The organism is Helicobacter didelphidarum, from assembly GCF_003364195.1.
Classification (GTDB): Bacteria; Campylobacterota; Campylobacteria; order Campylobacterales; family Helicobacteraceae; genus Helicobacter_A; species Helicobacter_A didelphidarum.
In genome coordinates, this window is record NZ_NXLQ01000005.1 from 53911 (window position 1) to 76982 (window position 23072).

Below are 23072 nucleotides of genomic sequence, written 5' to 3' on the forward strand. Positions count from 1 at the left end.
CTATTTTTTTTGCAGAATCCATGCTTTGAGCAAAAATAAAAAGCTGTGAAATAAATACAATAATAACAAAAGTAAAAAAAAATCTAATTAGAGACAACAATGGTTTTACTCATCTTATCATAAAATGTACGAGCAAATTTATCTATAAATGCAGGTATAAAGCCAATTAATAAAGCAGTTCCAAACAAATATTTCAAAATAGATCGCTTCATGCAAATATGTAATGAAGGTTTATCAAAATTTTGTGCATTTACAACTTTGATTTTCAAAATAATTTGTCCAAGTGTTGCCCCATAACGATATACAAATAAAAAGTTATAAATAATCTCTAACCCGGCACATATTACCATATAGAGAAGTAATATGTCTAAAGCATTCTTACTATTTTTACGAATCTCCTCAAGCACAGCACCATTATCAGGCGTAGTATTTAAATTGATTTCCCTATGTTGAGATTTATATGATTGCAACAAGACTTCATTTGCCATAGCAATTTTGTCTTTTTGTTCATTTGAAACTAAGAGTGCGAGTAAAAGAAAAATAATTAGCATATCAATTAAATATGCACCAATTCGTGTGATAATGGGTGCAATACTAATATTTTCACGATAGAGATCGTTTTCTAGTCGAGTATCCATAGTGCCTTCTTAAATATTTTTAGAATTTTACTATATATTTTTTAATGCTTGATAGCCAATATCTTTGCGATAATGTTTGCCTTCAAAATCAATACATGTGGCAAGTTTATAAGCATTGTCTCGTGCTTCTTGTATATTTTTTCCTTTTCCCAGCACGACAACAGCCCTTCCGCTATTAGCATATAAGATTCTATCTTTGAGGGTTGTATTAGCAAAAATAAAATGTCCAATTTCAGAATCTTTATTTTGTAATGTAGAATCTACATCTTTACAGGAATCTTGAAATGTAATTTTTGCAGGATAATTCTCTGACTTAAAATTCTGTGCATAATCACTACTTGATAGAACAACACATACGCAATATATATCATAAAATTCAATGGTATCAATTTTCTCGCCTTTTGCAAAAGAAGAGAGAATTTTAAAAAGAGGAGTCTTTAATGTTGGCAATAAAACTTCACATTCTGGATCACCAAAACGAACATTATATTCCAGTAAATAAGGCTCATTTTTTACTATCATAATACCAGCAAAAAGCACACCTTGATAGGGTTGCCCCATATTTTTAAGTGTTTGAAATGTTGGAGTAAGAATTTTATTTTTAATTTTTTCTTCCAAATCATCATTATAAAGATTCTTAGGAAGTTTTGTATAAGCCCCCATACCTCCTGTATTTGGTCCTTTATCACCATCAAACAATCTTTTATGGTCTTGACATGCAGGTAAAACCACATAATCATCTCCATTGCTTAATGCAAAGACAGAAAGCTCATAGCCATCAAGAAACTCTTCAATGATAACCTTTTTTCCAGAATCGCCAAAAAGTTTGCCCTCCAACATTTCTTGTAGTTTTTCTTTTGCCTCTGTTTTAGAATCTAAAATCAGAACACCTTTTCCACCACATAATCCATTTGCCTTAAGAACTATTGGGAGAGGGAGAGATTCTATAAATGCAAAACCCTCTATTATATTTTCAAGCATAATCTCCCTATATCGTGCAGTAGGCACATGAATATTTGAAATAAATTCTTTCATATATGCCTTTGAACCTTCAAGTTGTGCATTTGCAAGACTTGGACCAAAAACGGGTATTCCATGCAATCGTAAAAAATCGCTAATACCATCCATAAGCGGTGCTTCAGGACCAATGACAACAAGAGCAATATAATTTTCTTGAATTACTTGCAGTAATTCATCATGATTTTTATAAGTCAAGCTTTTTGCATTCAAATAAAGTGTCGCTGCGGGATTTTGCGGGGCAAAAAAAATATCACCGACTTCTTTATCCTGTTGTAGGGCAAGAGCAATTGCATACTCTCTCCCACCATTGCCAATAATTAAAACTGATTGCGGTAGAGTTCTTGTGTGTTGCAAAATTTTCCTTTTATATTCATAGTTTAAGATTTAATAAAACTAAAATTTTCGATATTGCAATTTAGATTAATTTTTAACTTTATTAAATATTAAAATCTGAAATACCCAAAAGAACGTTACTCTTGTATATTGTGTAAGCCCAACAAAAGCTACAACAGATAGGGCTTTATTTGCTAATTAGGCGACAGGTCCTAAAATGCATAGCATTTTTCACTATTATTCATAGAACAGAGATGTCGGCACACATAGCGTATGCAACCCAAAAAATAATTTTAAATAGACTACCAATTTTGAAAAGAGAAACACGAAACTTTCAGATATGTAGAATTATAGCAAATTTTTTGATAAAATGAGATGATTAATTATAAGGATAAAGATGCAAATACTTTACTCTTTTTGTATTTTACATGATTTTTCTCGTTTAGATTTTGCTTTAAGCGAAATTTTAGATATATCTCGTTCACAAGTAAGTCAATGGATAGAAAAAAATCTTGTGGCAGTAAATGGATTAGTTGCTAAAAAAAGTAGAGTGCTTAAAAAAGGAGAGGTAATTACTATTTCTGGCGTTAAACAGAGAAAAGATTGTCAAAACTTAGAACTGCTGAAAGAAATTTCCATAGAGATTATCCATGAAACAAATGACTATATCATACTAAATAAACCACGAGATTTAGTTGTCCATCATGCTCCAAGCGTAAAGGGTATTACACTTACAGATTATCTCAAAGTGCATAATTATGAACTATCTACAATAAGTGGCGAAAATCGTTTTGGTATTGTCCATAGGCTTGATAAGGATACAAGCGGGGCTATTTTAGTCGCAAAAAATAATGAATCTCACTTAAAATTCTCAAATATGTTAAAAAATCGCACAATGGGAAGAATCTATATTTGCGTCATTAATTCCCCATTAAAAGAGAATGTAATTATAGAATGTTTTTTGGGACGCAATCCAAATGATCGTTTAAAAATTACAAAACTTGATAAAACAAAATTCCCACAAGCACGAGATTCTAAAAGTGAGTTTAGAAAGATTATGCAAAGTAAAAATGGGCAATATGAGCTTATTGGAGTGCGACTTTATAGCGGTAGGACACACCAGATTCGCGCACATTTGAATGTGTTGCAACGGTATATTTATGGGGATATGCTTTATAGTCCAGAAAAATTAGCAAAAGATTATAAAACAAAAATGTTACTTCATGCACAACTTCTTTATTTTGAAGAAAATGTTTTTATTGCAAAAATACCTAAAGATTTGGTAAAATTCCTAGAAGAAAACTTTTTAGATTATCAAAATGTGCTGGAATCACACTTAACAAAATGGCAAAATGAATTGCGTTCTTATTGATTAAGTTAAAATTAAGGAGTAAATATCAGAATGAAATATAAGGCAAACAACTTTTTTATAAAATTTATTTTCTTATGCTATGCTGTGTTTTTGAGTTATTTCCTTAGTTCTTGTTCCTCGACATTTGGTTCTATTGGAGGAAAAGATGAAATCGATACAAATTTACCTGTTGTAAAAACTTTCCGTGCACTCCCAGATGTAACTTCCATAGGTTTCGAATGGAAAACTCCAGATAATCCACACTTGATCGATGGTTATATTATTTATCGTAAAAATAAATCGGGAAATTTTATAAGAGTTGCTTTTATTAAAAATGCATTTTCTACACATTATTATGATGGCAAGTTACAACCACAAACTGAATATGAATATGCTATTGCGAGTGTCGGTAAAGATTCTAAAGTTTCTGCAAAAAGTAGCATTTTAAATGTAAAAACTTCCTTTATTGATCCCGTGAGCTTTGCTTATGCCTCACAGAATCTCGCCTCACAAATTAAGATTTTTTGGAGTCCTAGTCCAAATCCCGTTGTAAAAAATTACATTATAGAAAAAAAAATTAAAGATAAATTTGTTGCTATTGGAACAACATCAAATCGTATGCTTGTAGAATTTTTTGACAACAATCTTGAAAGCGATGCAACGCATACTTATCGGATTGTTTCTCAAAGTTATGACGGAGCAAAGTCTGTCCCTAGTCAAGAAGTAATTGGAAAAACTCGTGCTGCCCCAAAAACAATAGAAGGTGTTATAACAACCAAAGACAAACCAAAAGAGATTTGGCTTGAGTGGAAGGCAAGTGATGATAAAGAAGTGATTGGTTATAATATTTGGTATGCAGATTCTGAAAATGGGACATATAATAAATTAGCTTTTATTCAGGGAGTTTCTTATATTGATAAAATTGATACAAACGGTGCGATTCGTTATTACAGGGTAACTGCTGTTGATAGATATAAGTTGGAATCTAAACCGCAAGAGCAAGGGGTAAAAGGTAAAACATTGCCACCACCACAAACACCTAAAATTGTTAGAAGTCTTATTGAAAATAACATTTTTACACTCTCATGGGAAAAAGTCAGCGATAAACGAGTAGAAAACTATATTATTTATCGTGAAGGTGCAGGATATGGAGAAGCAAACCGCTTTAAAGATATTACAGACACAAAATTCATAGATAGCAATATGAAAGCTGGTGTTACTTATACTTATTATGTAGTGAGTGTTGATAAATTTGGCATAGAATCTCTCCCAAGCAAAAAAATAACACTTATGCTTGATTTGCCTGATACACCACAAGATATAAATAACTTAGATTCTGTAAAGGCTCATAATGAAAAGAAAGGTGATTCTAAAAATGAACCCAAAAAATCAAAATAATAACAAATCTTAACTTAAAGAAGAGAAAATGCCACATTTTATTAGTAAAACACCTTTCTGTCAAACAAACTGCCGACACAATGATTTGTATATTATGGAATACTTAGTGAATGCTCAATTTAAAAACCTCCGTATTCTTCCTGTAATGTATGATAATCAGATAATTTTTATTCGTTGTATTGAGAGAAAAGATGGTTTTTTATATAAAGTTGATAAGCTCACAAAACCAAACAATTTATTAAAAATTAAGGAAATTTTGCAATTCTTATCAAAAGATTTGGAAGTGCTTACACACAATCTTCATCAAACCAATACAAAACACACAAAAGGCACGCAGACAGGTTTCTTAATTAATCAAGTTAATCTTACTGATATTAAACCAGATTTGATTGAAATAGGTTTTGGTAGTGGTAGGCATATTTTAGATCTTGCTAGGAATAATCCAAATAAAATTATTTTAGGAATTGAGATTCATGCACCATCAATTCGACAAGTATTAAATTCGATTGAAATTTATAATTTAAAGAATCTTTATATTTGTAATTTTGATGCAAGACTTGTTATCCAAGTATTTGAATCTCGAAGTGTTGAGATAATCTATCTACATTTTCCTATACCATGGAATAATGCAAAACATAGGCGAGTAGTCAATCGCGACTTTTTAGAAAATAGCTTTAGAATCTTAAAAAGTAATGGATATATTAATTTGCGTAGTGATGATCTTGAATATGTGCGAGATTGCATTGATGAGGTATTAACAGCAAATATTGCACATTTTGAAGTGAAAAAAAATGGGATTCCAAAAATCATAAGTAAATATGAGCAACGATGGAAAAATATGCACAAAGATATTTATGAGTTGCATTTATTCCAACAGAATCTGCAAGAGATTCATACAAATGAGCAACTTTCACATTTTGATTTTCCAATGAAACTTGATGATTTGGGTATCTTTTGTAACCAAAAATGGATTGATAAAACAAATTCAGTGTTCATTAGTATCGGAGACCTTTATTATTCAGATTCACATGCACAACATAAAATCAGTGTTGCACAAATTACTTTTGGAAGTTTTTATGTGCCATTCAATACTTTTTTAGTATTAGAGGAGAACAAGTCATTGCATTATTTAAAATATCCATTAAACATTAATTCTCATCGTTTAGCACATAAATTCTTATGTGGTATTCTTACAGAGACAAAACTACATTGTAAAAAATTCCAACAAGAGAAACAGAAAAAAGAAAAAGTGAAATAAAGGTAAAATATGGAAGCAATCATTCAAGCAAAGCAGCTTTGTTTAGGTTACAAACGCACGGGCATAGTTATCAAGAATGCAAACTTTTCAATTTATCCTAAAGATTTTGTTTTTATTTCAGGAGCAAGCGGGAGTGGCAAAAGTACACTATTGCGTTCAATATATGGGAATCTTCCCGTACAAGCTGGTGATTTGCGCGTTATGCATTATAATATGAAACGTATTAGCACCCATAGATTGGCTATGCTTCGTAGAAAGCTTGGAATTGTTTTTCAAGATTATAAATTAATTGAAGACTGGAATGTTGAAAAAAATATTGCTTTGCCTATGATTATTAATAAATTTCCAAAAGTTGAGATTAAAACACAAGCAGAAAAACTCCTATCGCATATAAATCTCCTACATAAAGCAAATAAATATCCTCTTGAATTAAGTGGAGGGGAACAGCAAAGAGTTGCACTTGCAAGAGCCATAGCCCATCGTCCGAGATTAATTCTCTGTGATGAACCAACAGGAAATCTTGATGATTATTCAAGTGATATGATTTGGGGACTTTTAAAATCTTCTAACGAACAACTTAATATTACAATTGTAATTGTAACACACAGAATCCCAAAACATTTAAATTTACGATACAGAAGAATAGAAATCAAGGAAGGATTAGTAAATGAATACGCTTAAACAACATCTCTCATTGCTTATTCCACTTGTTGCAATGGTATTTAGTCTGCAATGCTTATTGATTCTAGAACGCACAGTTGCAAAGCAAGAGCAATTTATTACACAAAAATATGCCATTGGAATCACGGCAAGAAAACCCATAACTTTTGAATCCATACAATCAAAGATCGTTGAAGCAAAAGAGCTTACCCAGCTTAATCCAAAAGATTCTATAATCAAACTAACAAAAGATATAAAAGAAAACACAATCACTTCCCTTACACGCGAACTACCATATTTTTATAGTTTGCGTCTTGAATATTTCCCTAGCACAGAACGCTTAAGTGCCATTGAAGCGATATTAAAAAAGAATCCAAATATTACCGCCGTTGATACTTTTTCTAAAAGACATTTAGAAAATTACACACTTTTGAGTTTTATTAAAATAAGTGTGATTACTTTCTCTATAATCCTAGCCGTTATTAGTTTTATGCTTATGCTAAAACAAATTGAAATTTGGCGTTATGCAAGTAAAGATAAAATGGAGATTATGGATATTTTGGGTGCCAATATTTGGATACGCAATCGTAGTTTGTTTAAACTTGCTCTCATTGACTCATTTTTTGCAAGTTTTAGTATCGCATTGCTTGTGTTTTATATTGCAAGTTTACAAATCACGCTTGATATTTTACAAACCTTAGGTATTGGGCTAAGTATTTTTCAAATCCCATTAGATTTTGCAATACTCTTTTTAGTCGCATTTGGAACATCTTGTCTCTGTGTCATTTTTGTGATAATTTCAAAGGTAAAAAGATGAGGCAATACAATCTTATAAAAAGTAAAATGGGAAAAACCATTTATTTTCTCATTTTACTTTTTACCACATTTTGTTTTGGTGTAAATGATTTAAATGAAATTAATAAAAATATTCAGCGAGAAGAAAGAAAGCAAAAAGATATTAACCAACAACGAGCCAATCTTAATTTAAAACTAAGCACATTGGGGCAAAATATCAGCAATAATGTAGCACAAATTAAAAAATTAGATTCAGAAATTCAGAATCTAGCAAAAAATATAGAGGATAATAAAGATCAAAATAGAACTCAAGAAGCAAGATTGCAATCTTTAGAAAATCAATTACTTTCATTAAATGAGCAAATGAGCAAATCCCAAACAGAACTTTCAAATCTTATTTTGCGATTCATGACTTTTTCGCGTGTGTTAGACGATGAAGAAGTGATGACTATGGACGATGTTGTTACAAGAGAAGCATTCAGCATTTTAAAGAAGCAAACCACTACAAATATAACAAATATTGAACGACAACAAAATCTTATTACAAATCAGATTAACGAAATCAATAAAAATATAAAACAAGTAACACAAATTATCACGACTCAAGAAACAAGGCAGCAGGATTTGCAAGCAATGATTGCAAAACAAAAGATTTTGGTTGAAAATATGAAAGGCGAAATGCAGGTTTATAATCAACGAATAAAAGAAATTGACATGCAAAAAAAAGAGCTTGATAAGCTCCTTAGCAAACTTAATATCCTTAAAAAAAACACCCAAGAAGAAGCAAAGAAAAAAGAACAAGAGCGGTTAGCCAGACTTGAAAAAGAGCGGTTAGCCAGACTTGAAAAAGAGCGACAACAAAAAATTGAAGAAGAAAAAAGAAAAGCACAAAAGGCAAAAGAAGAAGCACAAAAAAAGGCAAAAGAAGAAGCAGAGAAAATAGCAAAAACTGATACCCAAAAAGCACAAAAATTTTTAGGTGAGCAAAACAAAGCAATACAAAGAGAATATGATGCAAAAATCAGCTCACAAGAAGCAAGTTCCGCTATCAATAGCTTTGAGGACTTGCGTCGTGTGGATAGTGTATATCAAAAGCCAAATACTGCAAAATATACTGGCAAAAAGCTTATTTCCCCACTTAACTTATATTCATTGGAGCAGTCTTTTGGGGATTATCTTGACCCTGTTTATAAAATAAAGATTTTTAATAATGGTGTAGTTTTAAAACCAAAAAGTGATGACGCACAAGTATATAATATTATGGATGGAAAGGTAATTTATGCTCAAGAAATGTCGGGATTAAAAAAGGTTGTTGTAGTTGAACATGCAAACGACATGCATACAATTTATTCAATGCTTGATAAGATTGCACCAACCCTTAAGCCCGGTTTTATTGTTAAGCAAGGATATGTCATCGGACGTGTGAATGATAGATTGAATCTTGAAATTATACAAGGCGATAAACATATTAATCCTATGGAAGCCATTATAAAAAAATAACTTTAGTTATTCTACTTTAGACACAACATTCTAAAACATGCAGAAACTTATTCTCTGTAAATTATTTCTAACTTACATTAACTTTAGGATTTCTGATTCTCATAATTCTTTTTATACATTAACATAGTTTTATTGTAATAAAATTACTAGATTAATACTCAAACTAAAAATCTTTAAACTTATGAAAGCAATATTTTCCACTAAATTTCATACCCCTTCATAATAATTTTTTCGAGAAATGAAATATAAATCAAGACAATATATCAAATAAATATCATGTTATTTTTTCATTGATTTGCTAAAATTATGGATATAAATTGTTTAAAAAACATTTCAGAATTTTATACATCAAATGTATTCCAAGTAGAAACAAAATGAGAGATTCTCATATAGATACTCTATATTAGAATACACAAAAAACAGATTCTATCCATTGAAATTGAGGGATAGATGACACAAAATAGGCTTTAATTAGAAAGTTAAGTATTTATTTGTTGTATAACAAAGTAAGATTATCAAATATCCAAAATTTTATAATTTTTCATTCTTGTATTAATATTGATTAACATAATCTCTTGAGAATTTATCAATATTTCTCACATGCTTTTATGGTGCGTCTTCTGGATTAAGTTCATCATAGTGTTTGCAATACACAGCAAACATATCTTCTCGTAATTTCTCATACCAATCACTTCCAATCTCTGGCGTAAAAGATTCCATACAAACAACGCGTGCAACACTTTTTTGCACTTGAATTGGATTGCTATCATAAATTCTGCGTGTATTAACAAATACAATAGGCTGAACACGCAATTTTAACTTTTCAGCCAAAATCTTTGCTCCCGGTTTAAATGGGAGAAAACTCCTATTCCCAGGTCCTCTTGTGCCTTCAGGAAAAATAACTATGGGGCGATTTTGTTCTAATTTTTCCTTTGCAATTTTGAGCAACTGGATAATACCCTTTTTATCCTCCCTATCAATCAGAATCATTTCAGGAAATTTCAATGCGTAACCATAGAAAGGTAAATCTCCCAATTCTTTTTTTGCTACCCAACAAATATTAGCAGGATGTCTGCCCTCTAGACAAATAATATCTGATGCACTCTGATGATTAACAACAATTAGCGTAGCTTCTAAGTCATATTCTCCAAATTTTTCTAGCTTCAATCCATTCGCAGGAAAAAATGCAGAACAAATCCGCCTTGCACTTCTCCCGTTGTTTGGTCGATAAAAAAACATTATTATGACAATAACTGCAAGCCCCAATGCGATTGTGAGTGTTGCATAATATCCTCGTAATTTCTTCATATTTACCTCCTAATGGTTTGCCGATTTTTCGTTGTTATTAAAGAAACACAAAACCAAGCATATTATTTCTTATTAGTATCTTGACGACTAATCCAACCTACCTTAGAATCTATATTTACTTTATAATAATCATTTTTCTTATCAATAGCTTCAAGTTTTGTCGCATTTGGCAAAAGGAGTAATTCTGTCGAATTATGTGTTGGAAGTATCAAAACTCTAGTATTTGGTAAGGTTTTAATACTATAAGTATTTGAAAATATCTTATAGATAAGAAACCCAGCTAAACAACATGAAATAATAGCATAAAAATACGAACGCTTAATAATTGTCATAAGCAAAAAGAACGCCAACACAACGAGAATAGCAATATTTGCAATACGAAGAAATGAACTTTTTGGATTAAGATCTTCTTTTACCTCATCATCGAAAGAAGTTGCATTGACAAGATTTGTGGTTATGGGGATAAAATCTCTCTTATTAATATCAAAATAACTAAATTCTATTGTAGTAAGAGATTTTGGAATTCGAGCAAGAACATTTACCCTTGCAATATCACTCCCAAATTTTGCTCCTTGCCCAAATTCTTGATCTTTTATGTTTGGTAAGCGAAAGTCTTCAAGATTACTATTCATTGCTTCAACTTCTATAAGAATCATGTTTGTATTTTCATCATAATTTTCGAGTGTTGTATCAACAATTTTTAGATTGTTTGCCACAACACCACAATATTGAGGGTTAGCAACCAGACTTTGAGCATTTAATGCAATACTATCGGTTTGCATAGAATCTTGCATAACATTATTTTGCACATGCACAACAAGGGAAGGGATTAAAACATTTGTATCAAGAATCTTGAAAGTAAAACTACTTTGATAATACTCCCCTGTTTTTTGCCACTCTCCTTCATGGATAAGTGCAACACTTTGTGGCTTTTTATCTTTTGGATTTTGTTCAAGCGATGGATTAAATTCTGTATAAACAATGCGTGCGTCATTTAGAAGCATAAGGCGATATTGTATTGTGATATATTGTCCCACATAGAGCGTTTGATTATTAAGTTCATCAATATTACTAAGGATTTCTAAATGGAGAATTTTAGATTCTATTTCGTCTGTATCTTGTATCTTATTACTAATGTTTTGCTCTTGAGCCTCCCCTTCATCATCATTGGAAAAAAATGTGGCATTAGTAATAGAATCTATTGTATCATCTTGAGCATATAAAGTTTCCATAAAAGATACAAATAAGAGAAAGAACAATATACTAAAGATTTTATATGGGGGACACATGAATTGTGCTAAAAAAAGATTCTGAAAAAAACATGGTTTTTTTATTCTTTTTCTATTTTGTCGTATATATGTGTTTTTTTTGGCAAGATAAAGTAGTATAGGTGGCTTTTGCCCTTGCATTATCATCGTGTTATTATCCTTAGCAAACTCGGAGTGTTTGGAAATATTATCAAATAGAATGAATTATACCATATTGTTATTGTGATATGATAAGATTCTTATTAACTTTAGAAAAGAGGTTGATACTATGAAAAAGAAATTGTATAGAGTATTGCTAGGAGCTACTGCGGTCTTTTTTTTCATTGGTTGTTCATCATTACTTGTAAAACCCGAAAATATCGTAGGATATAATAATGGTATTGCAATTATTCAAGAAGAAAAACCAACAAGTAAAATACAATTTGAAGTTGCTCAAGAAGAGATAGGGGGATTAAATGAATCCCCGCTTTTAATTTATATTATTGTTGAGAATCTTACGGATACAAAGATTTCATTTGATACAACAAATATTGAAGCAGATTTAAATGGTAAAACCTTATATCCCTTATCATTTCAAGAATTACGACAATCAGGTTTTAATTTTATTCAACCATTATCAGATTATGGCATTGAGATAGAATCTGTGAAAGCAAATGTGCATGATCCATATTTTAGTATTTCTGCATATCGTCCTTTTTATTATCCACTTTTTTTTGATAGAGGATTCATGTTTGGATATGGATTCTATGATTATTCATTTTCGCGTGCAAATATGTTAGCACAACAACAAACAGAAGATAAAGCGAGGAAAACGCTCGTAGGACATTATTTACGTAAAAATACTCTCAAAAAGAATAGTGCAAAAAGTGGGTTTATTGTCTTCCCATATTCACAACTAAGTACCGGTGAATTTATTTTAAAAGTGCAAGTAAAAGACGAAAAACACGAATTAAAGCTTCAACTTGTTGATACAAAAGCAAAGAAAAAATAAATCATCACTTGCATAATAATACAATGAAGTGATTGTTTGCGATTTACTTACTTTCGCATAACAACCTAACAGAATATTTTTGGAAAATAGATTCCCACATTTAAGAATTTAATCCATACAAGGCTAAAAATTTATAAAATTTTTACTAAAAATACCTTCATTTGTTTTTTTTTTTTTTGATAATATTGTTTTGCAGTTCTAAAAAACAACGAACAATATATGGTTTAGGGGAAATTCAATGAGTTTTTATGATAATGTCAAAAAAAAGATTGAGAATGTTGGGGATACTTTACAACAAACCAATACACAGCACAGCTATCAGTTAAGTAGCGATAAATCACAAAAGGAACTAAACCAAGCTAAAGAAAATTTTAATAAATTTGCCAAAGAAGCTGATACGACTTTAGATAAGTTAAAAGAAGCTCAAGAATGGAAAACCTTTACCATAGCCTTTTATGGTGAAACAAATGCGGGAAAATCTACTCTTATAGAATCTTTGAGATTATATCTCAACGAAGAAACGAAGCAAAAAGAGAGAAAAGAATTTGAAAATGCACTTAATAAATATAATACAAATAAACATGAGATACAAACTATCACGAAAACAATCAATGAATTAGAATCACAACTCAAAGATGTGGAGACAAAGAAAGACAATATCAACCAAAAAAAGAATGAAATACAATCAAAACAACAAGAAATAGAATCTCAAAGGATTAAAAATACAGAATCTAAAAATGCCCTACAAAATGAATATAACACTCTCTTGACGGATAAAGAACAAAACAAAAATGCTATTGCAAATATGCAAAATACTTTGCGAAATTTAGAATCTAAAAAGCAAGGATTATCAACACAACAAGATTTGGATAAGAATCTGCAAGATATTGAGAATGAAATATTAAGCCTTGAAAATAGTTTGAGAGAAAATAATGAAAAATTAGAATCTATAACCTCACTATTATCAAAAATAGATTCTGAAATAGTAGATGATATTAAATTAATGGGTATCAAAGAAGCACAAAAGGAAAGTATGGGTGCTATAAAAAGCTTTTTTCTTAGAATCTTCTCTCCTAGCACTTATCGAGCAAATGTAGAAAAAGAAAAAGCAATTAAACTTTTGGTAGCACGAGAACAAGCACTGCACACGCAAAAAGAAATTCAAAACAAAATGACTAAAAACACAGAATCTAAAAATACCCTGCAAAATCAATATAATGCTACCTTAGCACAGGGAACACAAGATGATGATGAAAGAGCTAATCTCCAATCTAGCTTACAAAATTTAGAATCTAAAAGGCAAGATTTGGAAAAGCAAGATTCTGCACTACAACAAAAACAAAGTGAATTGCAAACTCTCTTGCAAGAGTTAGATAATCAAATGGAAATAACAAAGCAAGAGCAAAGGCAAATCCAATATGATATGCAAGAGTTAGAGAAACATAGTCATCAAATACACGACAAAATAGCACAACAACAACAAAAAGCTCAAGAATTTGTAAAACATAATAAAGTATATTTAGAAGAGATTCTAAAATATCAAGACGGAGGAATCATAGGCACGGGTAAAAGCGACTTTACACGAGAGACAAAGTTATATACCTTTAGCAATCAAAAAAATACATTTCAGATACTCGATGTCCCAGGAATAGAGGGTAATGAAGGTGAAGTAAAAGATGAAATAGATAAGGCTACTAAAAAGGCACATGCGGTATTCTATGTCAAAAAAGATCCTACACCACCACAAAAAGGTGATAGTGATAATAAAAATAAAAAGGGTATAATAGAAAAGATAAAAGACAATTTGCATGACCAAGCCGAAGTCTATACTATCTTTAACAAACCTATCACAAGTCCTCATGCACTAGGGGGAAATCTCATCAGTCAAGAAGAAGAAAAAACCTTAGAAGAGCTAGATTCTAAAATGAAGGATGTGTTAAATCAACACTATAAGGGACATAAGAGTCTCTCTGCATTAGTCGCCTTTCATGCTTTGAATAACACTGGTGAGGTTATAGATTTAGAAACTGATATGAATGTTGCGGGAATATGTATTGCTAAAGAAGATGAAGAACTCGAAAAAAAGAAAAAGCTAGGGAAAAATACAAAAAAATTCCTTGAGAAATATGATAAAGAGAAATTATTAGAATTATCGCAATTTGAATCTTTTGCTACATTTTTAAACAATGATATTATCACAAATACGAAAGCAAAAATCAAAGATGCACACTGCAAAAAGGCAGAAAGCGTTATAGATCATTTCATCGCAGAATTAGAAGGGGTTATAAAGATTCTCAAAAAACTACTTCAAGAATGGAACAAAGAGATAGAGCATACAAACCATAATTTAGAGAATCATGCACAAGATTTCATAGATCATATTGAAAGAATGAGTGTGCATATAGTTGATATGTTTAAAGAAATGGTATATGAAGTTGTAAATGATGCTATAGCAGATGATATAGACGATGATCTGTTTAAGATGTTGTTTGAAAGAACTTTAGAAGATTGCATAGATGATTTCTTAAAACCACAACTAACGGAAACAATACAAGATGCACAAAAAGATTTTGAAAGTAATGTAAAAGAGGAATTACAAAGATTAAAAAATCAAATGGATCATTCTTTAGAACATACCTTGAGTATGGATATACGAGATGACTTTGGTGGAGAAATAGAAATCAATATTGATAGTGGTATAGAATGGGGTGGTTTAGCTTTAGGTTTTGGTGCTATGGCTACGGTCGTAGCTTTAGAATTGGTGTCTGGTCCTGTTGGCTGGATAGCTCTCGGAGTAACAGCATTATTCACTCTTGGTTCAAGTATGCGGAAATTCTTTGATTCTGATTACAAAATGGCGGAGCAAAGAAAGGCACTGAGCGAAAACTTATCAAAGATTATCCCAAAAATACAAGAGGATCTAGAGAGCAAACTAAGAGAAAATGAGGAAGCTATCAAAGAACCAATAGAAAATATAAAGCAAGAGTTAGAATCTCTACTATGGGGGATTCACGATAATAGAGAATCTTTGAAAAAAGTAGTGCAAGACTTAGAGTCAATGAAACAAGAGATACCATATCTTATAGATTCTCATTAATCTTATCAAAGGAAAATACATGAATACTATACAAGACATTCAGACATTGCAAAGTAAAAACAAGGATTTATTAACAAAGCTTGTGAAGCTCATTGACGATGGCAGAGACTTAGGGTTAGACATACAAGAGACTTACTTAGAAAAAGCAAAAGAGGCGTTAAACAATACAGATACAAAGCTAAAAGTAGCACTTATTGGTGGCTTTTCAGAGGGTAAGACATCAATAGTAGCTGCATGGTTAGAGAAGCTAAGTAATGACATGAAAATAAATACGAGTGAATCAAGCGATGCAGTGTCTGTATATAATATAGATAATGATATAGAAATCATTGATACACCGGGGCTTTTTGGATTTAAAGAAAAAAATGATAATGGCAATATACAAAAATATAAGGATATAACCAAACAATATGTAAGCCAAGCACATATTATACTTTATGTCTTAAACCCAGCTAATCCTATCAAGGCAAGTCATGCAGAAGATTTAAATTGGCTATTTAGAGAATTAAACTTATTGCCTCGCAGTGTGTTTGTGCTAAGCAAATTTGATGAAGAAGTAGATATAGAAGATGAGGAAGATTATCGTGATAGACTAGAGATAAAAAAAGAAAGTATCATAGAAAGATTAAAACAAAATATAGCATTAAGCGAGAGTGAAGCAAAAGATTTAAGTATAGTCGCAGTATCGGCAAACCCTTATCAAAAAGGCACAACATATTGGCTAGAACATAAAGATGAATTTAGGAAACTATCTCGCATAGATACCCTAAGAGAGGAAGCAATCAAAAAGATAACCCACAATGGTGGTAAATTTGCTCTCGTAGAGGAGGCAAAAAAAAGTATAATAAATGATGTTATCTGTAAATTTTTACCAACGATACATGAGCTTGAGAACATACTGCATGAGCAAAAAGAAGAGCAACAAAATGGATACAATAAACAAAAAAAAGACTTAGCAAAAATAGATTCTCACATGATAAAAGCACAAGAGAGTCTAAAAAGCTTTGCTGAACGTTATTTTAGTGGTTTATTATTACAATTAAGTGGCACAAGTATAACAACCTTTAAGTCTTTTTATGAAAGAGAGATGGGCGATGATAAAGGGAATAAAATATTTACAAGACTCAATGATGAGATTGCTAGAGAGACAAAATCAATCAATACTGAACTCATAAATTTAGCTAATAATATTGACTTTGAAATAGAACGTGCAAAAGCAAATGATAGCAAATTGGCTCAACATGGCATAAAAATAGGCACACGGCTCTTGCAAAACTCTGGAATCATTAATAACACTCTTGTTTTGGCAGGGCGAGATGGCTTGGTATCGGTTGCAAAAACACTTGGTATGGATGTGGCACTGAAATTCAAACCTTATGGGGCTATAAAACTAGCAGCCAATATCAATAAGTGTTTGCCTTATATTGGAATGGCACTTACAATTTTCTTAGAAATGCGGGACGCAAAGAAAAGAGCGGAGGAAGAAGAAAAATTTAATGCTATGAAAAATGAACTAGCAGAATCGCTAGAGCAACAGCAACAAGAATTTTTGGAGTTTGTAACTGGCGATACTTTTAAAAACGAATTTTCTAAAAACTCTCATACCATAAAAGAAGACTTAAAAAAAATAGAATCTCAATTAAATAATGTTGAACAAGCAGAAACAAAGCTCATTGAATGGAAAAACACAGCTAAAGATTTACAATCACAGATAGAATAGGTAGTTTTCTTGATTGGGAACAAGCGATTTGTTTTGCAAAATTTTATACCTGATATATATTAAGCTTAGATTATCTTAATTTACTGATTCACTCAGACATTGAATAATAAATCAAATATATTCAAAGTGCGAAGTCTAAAGTATATTTAGATAGTGGCTTTTAAAGATTCTAGAAAATACAAATAATCCAAGAAACAAAAAGTAATAAGAATGATACAGAAATAGAGAATCTACACAAAAAAGTATACTTGCATAGATTAAAAGGATAAATACAGGCGCTATCCTTACATGCAATAGATAGTTTCTGATATTTTATTTATTAGTTCAGTTTAATATATCATCTTTATAGAAATTTTAGTTACTTTATTATACAATTTATTTGAATACAAAATAATTTGGATTTCGATAGGTTTTAAATACAAGAATCATCAATGCGATTGGTTTTCCCTATAAAATTAAAAGGGGTTACAAAACTGATTTTCTATGAAATATTCATATAAATTTGTTTATAATAATGCGAAAAGTTATTGGTTAACTCACCATGCTTTTTGGGTTGAATTAAAGTATTATTTTAATTTAATTAATAATACCATGTTATTATTAATCCTTAATATTTTATGAAAGGCTGAATTTTGTATCATTTAAAATATCTTTTATTGTTTTATTTCTGCTTGTATTCTGGGATTCTTTATGCAGAAAATATATTACGAGTTGCCATACCTCATCATGTTGGAGATATGAATCCTCAAGGTTATGGCACAAATGAGATGTTTGCACAAAACATGATTTATGAAGGTCTAGTAAAGACCAACAAGGAAGGTAAAATTATCCCATCACTTGCGATTTCATGGGAAATAAAAGATTCTGGGAAAACTTATATTTTCACATTACGCAAAGATGTAAAGTTTTCTAATGGTGAAGAATTTAATGCACATGCAGTTAAAAAGAATTTTGATTCTATATTAAAAAATCGCATAAGACACTCTTGGGCAGAGCTTCCTATGATAATAGAAAGTGTAAATGTGCAAGATGATTATAGTATTATATTGCAACTCAAAAGGGCTTATACACCAACACTGGAAGAATTATCGCTCGTTCGTCCATTTCGTTTTATCGCACCAAGTCAGATTCCTGATGATTTGGATCTTATAAAACATACACCAAAGCCAATTGGCACTGGTCCATATAAATTTGTAAAAAGTAATCTTGGTGTCAGTGATACTTTCCAAAAAAATGAAAATTATTGGGATAAAGCAAAATATAATGGAATCTACTTTGATACAATCTTTATGCGAATTATTACAGAGCCTAACTCTAAACTTGTAGCCTTAAAAACAAAACAAATTGATTTAATCTATGGATTTGATGAGATTCCAATTGAGATTTTTCATAATGTTTCTCAAACAAAAGAATTTAATGTCTTTAGTAGCCCAGCTATTTCTACCACATTTATGGCGATTAATCCAAAAAATGAACCATTATCCTCTCCTATTATGCGTAAAGCAATCGTGCAAGGGATAAACAAAGAGGTTCTGATTCGGGCGGTTTTTTATAATTATCAAAAAATAGCGAATTTTCTGTTTGCTCCAGACATGCCTTATTCAAATCTTGTAGGTTTTACTCCAATTCAATACAATCACACTGAAGCAAAGAAAAATATAGAATCTTTAGGATATATTTTAGGAAAAGATGGATTCTACTCTAAAGGGAACAAACGACTAGAATTTGAACTTATGTATATAGGGAATAATCCTGCACAAAAGGCTATGGCGGAAATTTTGCAATCTCAATTTAAAGATATTGGGATATTTTTAAAACTTTCTGCAAATGACCCAACAATTTATTTTAATAGACAAAGCAGTGCGATGTTTGATTTGAGTTTTTCAATAACATGGGGGATACCTTATGAGCCACTTATTATGCTAAAATCTATGCGACATGGGGGTCATGTTTCTTCGATTTTGCAGTATTTACCAAATAAAGATGAATTTTATGGCAAAATCGAACATGTGTTAAAACTGCTGAATACACCATTAGAAAAATATACAAAAGAACTACTTACAGAACTTTATACACTAGATGTCTATATTCCACTAACATATCAGACAAACAAGGCTATTGCACGAAAAGAGATTAAAGGTATAAAAATGGGTGTGCAAGTTTTTGAGATTCCATTTTGGGAGTTTTATAAATAATGCTATCATATATTTTTCAGCGAATCCTTTATATGATTCCTATTTTGTTTCTATCATCTCTCGTTATTTTTATTGCATTGCGTGTAAGCAATATAGATCCTGTAACACAATATATTATCCATTCAAATCTACCACCAACACCCGAAGTGATACAAGCCATTCAACATGATTTTGGTTTGGATAAGCCTATTATGGAACAATACTGGTTATGGCTAAAAAAAGCTGTCATGCTTGACTTTGGTAATTCTTATATTACAGGAAGAAGTGTATCGCAAGATTTTTTGTATTTTCTACCACAAACATTATTACTTGGTGGTTGTGCTTTTGTAATTTTACTTTTCTTTTCTATCCCCCTTGGAATCTTATCTGCTATGTATCGTGACAAGATTCCCGATTTTATTATTCGTTTTATTTGTTTTCTTGGTGTAAGCACACCTAGCTTTTGGCTTGCTTTTTTACTCATTTTTGTTTTTTCTATCAAGTTAGAATGGCTTCCGCCACTTGGTTTAGAAAGTGCAAAATCACTTATTATGCCTGCATTGAGTATTGCTTTTATGTCCATGTGTGTGAATACGAGGCTTATCCGATCTAATATGTTGGAAGTAAAAAAGGAAAGACATTTATTATATGCAAAATTGCGTGGTTTGAACAAAACAACAATAAATTTAAAGCATACTTTTTATAATGCACTCTTACCGATTGTTACTTCATTTGGTATGCATTTGGGTGAGATAATTGGATGGGCATTGGTTGTAGAAAATGTATTTGCAATTTCTGGCGTTGGATTATACAGTGTTCAAGGATTTGCTAATCATGATTATCCGATTATTCAGTGTTTTGTAATAGTTATGTGTTTTATTTTTACTCTCTGTAATCTCATTATAGACATTTTGTATGCATTTTTAGATCCCAGAATACGAAGAAATATTGAGGAGTCTTAAATGGAAAAATCACTGCACAATCAAAGAATTACGAAAAAGAAATTTAAACTTATGGGAAAAATAGCATGCGTTCTCCTTATTCTTCTTATCCTCCTTATACTTTTTGCTCCAATGTATATTTCTTATTCACCCGATATGGTTGATTTAAATAATAAATTAACCCCAATAAGTAGCACGCATTGGCTTGGCACAGATCATTTGGGTAGAGATATTTTCTCGCGTTTGATTTATGGTGCAAGAATTTCGTTTAGTGCGACTTTTTTCATTTTACTTTTAGTCATCTTTATGGGTATCAGCATTGGCGGGTTTTCGGGTTTCATGGGAGGTAATATTGACAAGATTATTATGAGAATTTGCGATTTATTTTTAAGTTTTCCAACAATCATTGTTTCATTATTTTTTGTAGGAATATTAGGTTCGGGGTTAGAAAATATTATTATTGCTATTGCTTTAACACATTGGGCATGGTATGCACGAATAATCCGAAGCATTGTTTTATCTTTACGCAATCAAGAATTTGTCTTGCTTTCTAAAGTTTATGGATCAAGTCCATTACAGAGTTTCCGAAGAAATATGCTTACACCTATTCTTACGCAATGTCTTGTTCTTGCTACAATGGATATAGGACACATGATGTTACATATTGCAGGTCTTTCTTTTTTAGGATTAGGTGTGCAACCACCACAAGCCGAATGGGGAGTTATGTTAAGTGATTCTAAAGATTTTATGTGGAGTAATCCTGAATTATTACTTTATCCGGGCATTGCTTTGTTTATAAGTGTAGCACTTTTTAACATGCTTGGTGATAGTTTGCGTGATTATTATGATGTCAATTTAGAAGATATGAAATAGGATTCAATGATGACTTTAGCAATTAAAAACATAACACTTATGTATCAAAATACAGCATTACTCAAGAATCTTTCTTTAGAAATTCAAAGTGGTAAAATCACTTTATTGCTTGGGGCGAGTGGGAGTGGGAAAAGCTTAAGTGCCTTAGCATTTGCAGGATTAACACCAGCAAATACCGTCCAGACAGATGGTTGTGTATTATATAATGATTCTGTAATTGTGCCACAAAACCATAGAGGCAGACTCTTTTCGCATATCATGCAAAATCCAAGAACTTGTTTCAATCCTCTTTATACAATCAAAAACCATATTCGCGAAACTCTAACAGCGATTGGAAAAACTTATGACACACAGCATGTTTGTAATATTTTTGATGAAGTTGGATTAGATTCTGAAGTTTTAAATTTCTATTCTTTTGAGTTAAGTGGCGGTATGCTACAACGAGTAATGATTGCCATAGCACTTCTAAGCGAATCACAATTTCTTATCGCAGATGAACCAACAACAGACCTTGACTTACTTGTGCAAAATAAAATCCTGACTATTCTTTTGGAACTACAAAAAAAGAGAAACTTGGGTATATTATTTATCACACATGACTTAGATATAGCAATTCAAATAGCTGACTATGTGGTTATTATAAATGAAGGCATGATTATTAAAGAGTTGGATAGAGACAAAAGTAGGAAAAGTAAGAATCTTATTAAAGCCGAAATTATTCATGCAATGTTATAAGAACATTAGAAATAGGATAGAAAATGTTATTAAAAGTAGAAAATTTAAATCATTGTTATTACAAATATAAGTTATTAAAAAAATTTCCTGTGCAAATTTTAAAGAATATAAATTTTTCAGTTTATCACAATGAAATGGTAGGATTAATTGGTTTAAGCGGAAGCGGCAAAAGCACAATAGCAAAAATTGTAGCACAGCTTATTAAACCAAATATGCCTCAATCACTTTTGCGTTCTCATTTGCAAGAAGCACATACAAATAAGACTCTACATAATTTAGAACCAATTATAGAATCTAACCAACACAAACAAGCTCAATATCCAGATTCTAAAGAGTCATCTTTTGTTAAAAATTCTATGCAACACAAAATCCTTTTTAATAATCAAGAAATAAAGCTCAAAAGCCAACATGACAAGAGGGAATTTTATAAACAAGTGCAAATTCTTTTTCAGGATTCCATTAGTTCTCTTAATCCACGTCTCACTATCTTAGAAAATCTTCAAGAACCGCTTCAGAATCTTTTGCAAATCACACATAAAGAGACGCAACTTCAAAAGATTCGATTGCTATTTGATGAATTAAAACTACCTCATCGTATTCTTTATCAGTATCCATCAATGATTTCTGGTGGTCAAGCACAACGCATTTGTATTGCTCGTTGCCTACTTATTGCTCCAAGTTTTATTATCCTTGATGAAACCACCTCAAATCTTGATTATCTTATGCAGCAAGAAATTATGCAAATATTTACTACTATGAAACATGAAAAAAAATGCACTTTTTTATTTATTACCCACAATATTAATTTAGCAAAGCAATTTTGCGATAGAATCTTGCTCATGCAAAATGGAAGTATTATTGAGGAGGCTCATCTTGATAAAGACCAAAGAGGAAAGAAATTGTTTCAAAGTGATTTGGGACAAGAATTAGAATCTTGTTGTAATACTGAAGTTTGAAATATTTTTGTTTCAATATTTTATTAGGTAAAAATAATCACTCATATAATACATTA

General features: G+C 31.1%; 18 protein-coding genes. 14 read left to right on the forward strand and 4 right to left on the reverse strand.

Going from position 1 to position 23072, the window contains the following annotated elements; translation table 11 throughout:
* Positions 1-83: 83 nt before the first annotated feature.
* Together CQA53_RS03945 and purD are read right to left on the reverse strand one after the other, a co-directional pair.
* Positions 84-638 carry an RDD family protein gene (locus CQA53_RS03945; protein ID WP_115542726.1) on the reverse strand — a complete coding sequence of 185 codons (555 nt, stop codon included), beginning with the start codon at positions 636-638 and terminating at the stop codon, positions 84-86.
* Positions 639-668: 30 nt separating this feature from the next.
* Positions 669-2012: a phosphoribosylamine--glycine ligase gene (purD, locus tag CQA53_RS03950; RefSeq protein WP_115542727.1), complete on the reverse strand. Its 1344-nt coding sequence runs from the start codon at positions 2010-2012 to the stop codon at positions 669-671.
* A 376-nt stretch (positions 2013-2388) separates the two neighbouring features.
* On the opposite strand from purD, the gene CQA53_RS03955 reads away from it, so the two are divergent.
* From CQA53_RS03955 to CQA53_RS03980, 6 genes are read left to right on the forward strand one after another with little or no spacing between them, the layout of a single operon-like run.
* On the forward strand, positions 2389-3363 hold the full coding sequence (locus tag CQA53_RS03955) for an RluA family pseudouridine synthase (RefSeq protein WP_115542728.1): 975 nt from the start codon (positions 2389-2391) through the stop codon (positions 3361-3363).
* A gap of 30 nt (positions 3364-3393) precedes the next feature.
* Positions 3394-4740 carry a fibronectin type III domain-containing protein gene (locus CQA53_RS03960; RefSeq protein WP_115542729.1) on the forward strand — a complete coding sequence of 449 codons (1347 nt, stop codon included), beginning with the start codon at positions 3394-3396 and terminating at the stop codon, positions 4738-4740.
* Positions 4741-4768: 28 nt separating this feature from the next.
* The gene (gene trmB, locus CQA53_RS03965) at positions 4769-5998 is read left to right on the forward strand and encodes a tRNA (guanosine(46)-N7)-methyltransferase TrmB (protein ID WP_115542730.1); all 1230 of its coding nucleotides are present in this window, start codon (positions 4769-4771) and stop codon (positions 5996-5998) included.
* Positions 5999-6007: 9 nt separating this feature from the next.
* A complete protein-coding gene (locus tag CQA53_RS03970; RefSeq protein ID WP_115542731.1) occupies positions 6008-6679 on the forward strand; it encodes a cell division ATP-binding protein FtsE in 672 nt (223 codons plus the stop codon).
* The gene (locus CQA53_RS03975; protein ID WP_115542732.1) at positions 6666-7475 is read left to right on the forward strand and encodes an FtsX-like permease family protein; all 810 of its coding nucleotides are present in this window, start codon (positions 6666-6668) and stop codon (positions 7473-7475) included. Before CQA53_RS03970 ends, CQA53_RS03975 begins: the two co-directional genes overlap by 14 nt.
* A complete protein-coding gene (locus tag CQA53_RS03980) occupies positions 7472-8953 on the forward strand; it encodes a peptidoglycan DD-metalloendopeptidase family protein (RefSeq protein ID WP_245945631.1) in 1482 nt (493 codons plus the stop codon). The genes CQA53_RS03975 and CQA53_RS03980 overlap by 4 nt, the downstream gene beginning before the upstream one ends.
* A 606-nt stretch (positions 8954-9559) precedes the next feature.
* Here CQA53_RS03980 and CQA53_RS03985 read toward each other — a convergent pair.
* Both CQA53_RS03985 and CQA53_RS03990 read right to left on the reverse strand, forming a co-directional pair.
* Entirely contained in the window at positions 9560-10261 is a 702-nt protein-coding gene (locus CQA53_RS03985) for a 1-acylglycerol-3-phosphate O-acyltransferase (RefSeq protein WP_115542733.1), read from the reverse strand.
* Positions 10262-10323: 62 nt separating this feature from the next.
* Positions 10324-11676 carry a hypothetical protein gene (locus CQA53_RS03990; RefSeq protein WP_245945632.1) on the reverse strand — a complete coding sequence of 451 codons (1353 nt, stop codon included), beginning with the start codon at positions 11674-11676 and terminating at the stop codon, positions 10324-10326.
* A gap of 121 nt (positions 11677-11797) precedes the next feature.
* Here CQA53_RS03990 and CQA53_RS03995 point away from each other — a divergent pair, with 121 nt between their 5' ends.
* The 8 genes from CQA53_RS03995 to CQA53_RS04030 all read left to right on the forward strand — a co-directional run bounded on the left by CQA53_RS03995 (position 11798) and on the right by CQA53_RS04030 (position 23016).
* The gene (locus CQA53_RS03995) at positions 11798-12520 is read left to right on the forward strand and encodes a hypothetical protein (protein WP_181882353.1); all 723 of its coding nucleotides are present in this window, start codon (positions 11798-11800) and stop codon (positions 12518-12520) included.
* Positions 12521-12758: 238 nt separating this feature from the next.
* On the forward strand, positions 12759-15617 hold the full coding sequence (locus CQA53_RS04000) for a coiled-coil domain-containing protein (RefSeq protein WP_115542734.1): 2859 nt from the start codon (positions 12759-12761) through the stop codon (positions 15615-15617).
* Positions 15618-15636: 19 nt separating this feature from the next.
* A complete protein-coding gene (locus CQA53_RS04005) occupies positions 15637-17337 on the forward strand; it encodes a LeoA/HP0731 family dynamin-like GTPase (protein WP_115542735.1) in 1701 nt (566 codons plus the stop codon).
* A 632-nt stretch (positions 17338-17969) separates the two neighbouring features.
* Positions 17970-19532, forward strand: coding sequence for a nickel ABC transporter substrate-binding protein (nikA, locus tag CQA53_RS04010; protein ID WP_245945633.1), 1563 nt, complete (start codon positions 17970-17972; stop codon positions 19530-19532).
* On the forward strand, positions 19532-20473 hold the full coding sequence (locus tag CQA53_RS04015) for an ABC transporter permease subunit (RefSeq protein ID WP_115542736.1): 942 nt from the start codon (positions 19532-19534) through the stop codon (positions 20471-20473). Before nikA ends, CQA53_RS04015 begins: the two co-directional genes overlap by 1 nt.
* A complete protein-coding gene (gene nikC, locus CQA53_RS04020) occupies positions 20474-21325 on the forward strand; it encodes a nickel ABC transporter permease subunit NikC (protein ID WP_115542737.1) in 852 nt (283 codons plus the stop codon).
* Positions 21326-21334: 9 nt separating this feature from the next.
* A complete protein-coding gene (locus CQA53_RS04025) occupies positions 21335-22060 on the forward strand; it encodes an ATP-binding cassette domain-containing protein (RefSeq protein WP_181882354.1) in 726 nt (241 codons plus the stop codon).
* Positions 22061-22083: 23 nt separating this feature from the next.
* On the forward strand, positions 22084-23016 hold the full coding sequence (locus CQA53_RS04030) for an ABC transporter ATP-binding protein (protein WP_115542739.1): 933 nt from the start codon (positions 22084-22086) through the stop codon (positions 23014-23016).
* Positions 23017-23072: the final 56 nt, after the last annotated feature.

Bases quoted from the DNA above. Each gene is read 5' to 3' on its own strand.
- CQA53_RS03945 (WP_115542726.1), bottom strand. From the start codon at position 638: ATGGATACTCGACTAGAAAACGATCTCTATCGTGAAAATATTAGTATT.
- CQA53_RS03955 (WP_115542728.1), top strand. From the start codon at position 2,389: ATGCAAATACTTTACTCTTTTTGTATTTTACATGATTTTTCTCGTTTA.
- CQA53_RS03960 (WP_115542729.1), top strand. From the start codon at position 3,394: ATGAAATATAAGGCAAACAACTTTTTTATAAAATTTATTTTCTTATGC.
- trmB (WP_115542730.1), top strand. From the start codon at position 4,769: ATGCCACATTTTATTAGTAAAACACCTTTCTGTCAAACAAACTGCCGA.
- CQA53_RS03970 (WP_115542731.1), top strand. From the start codon at position 6,008: ATGGAAGCAATCATTCAAGCAAAGCAGCTTTGTTTAGGTTACAAACGC.
- CQA53_RS03975 (WP_115542732.1), top strand. From the start codon at position 6,666: ATGAATACGCTTAAACAACATCTCTCATTGCTTATTCCACTTGTTGCA.
- CQA53_RS03980 (WP_245945631.1), top strand. From the start codon at position 7,472: ATGAGGCAATACAATCTTATAAAAAGTAAAATGGGAAAAACCATTTAT.
- CQA53_RS03985 (WP_115542733.1), bottom strand. From the start codon at position 10,261: ATGAAGAAATTACGAGGATATTATGCAACACTCACAATCGCATTGGGG.
- CQA53_RS03990 (WP_245945632.1), bottom strand. From the start codon at position 11,676: ATGATAATGCAAGGGCAAAAGCCACCTATACTACTTTATCTTGCCAAA.
- CQA53_RS03995 (WP_181882353.1), top strand. From the start codon at position 11,798: ATGAAAAAGAAATTGTATAGAGTATTGCTAGGAGCTACTGCGGTCTTT.
- CQA53_RS04000 (WP_115542734.1), top strand. From the start codon at position 12,759: ATGAGTTTTTATGATAATGTCAAAAAAAAGATTGAGAATGTTGGGGAT.
- CQA53_RS04005 (WP_115542735.1), top strand. From the start codon at position 15,637: ATGAATACTATACAAGACATTCAGACATTGCAAAGTAAAAACAAGGAT.
- CQA53_RS04015 (WP_115542736.1), top strand. From the start codon at position 19,532: ATGCTATCATATATTTTTCAGCGAATCCTTTATATGATTCCTATTTTG.
- nikC (WP_115542737.1), top strand. From the start codon at position 20,474: ATGGAAAAATCACTGCACAATCAAAGAATTACGAAAAAGAAATTTAAA.
- CQA53_RS04025 (WP_181882354.1), top strand. From the start codon at position 21,335: ATGACTTTAGCAATTAAAAACATAACACTTATGTATCAAAATACAGCA.
- CQA53_RS04030 (WP_115542739.1), top strand. From the start codon at position 22,084: ATGTTATTAAAAGTAGAAAATTTAAATCATTGTTATTACAAATATAAG.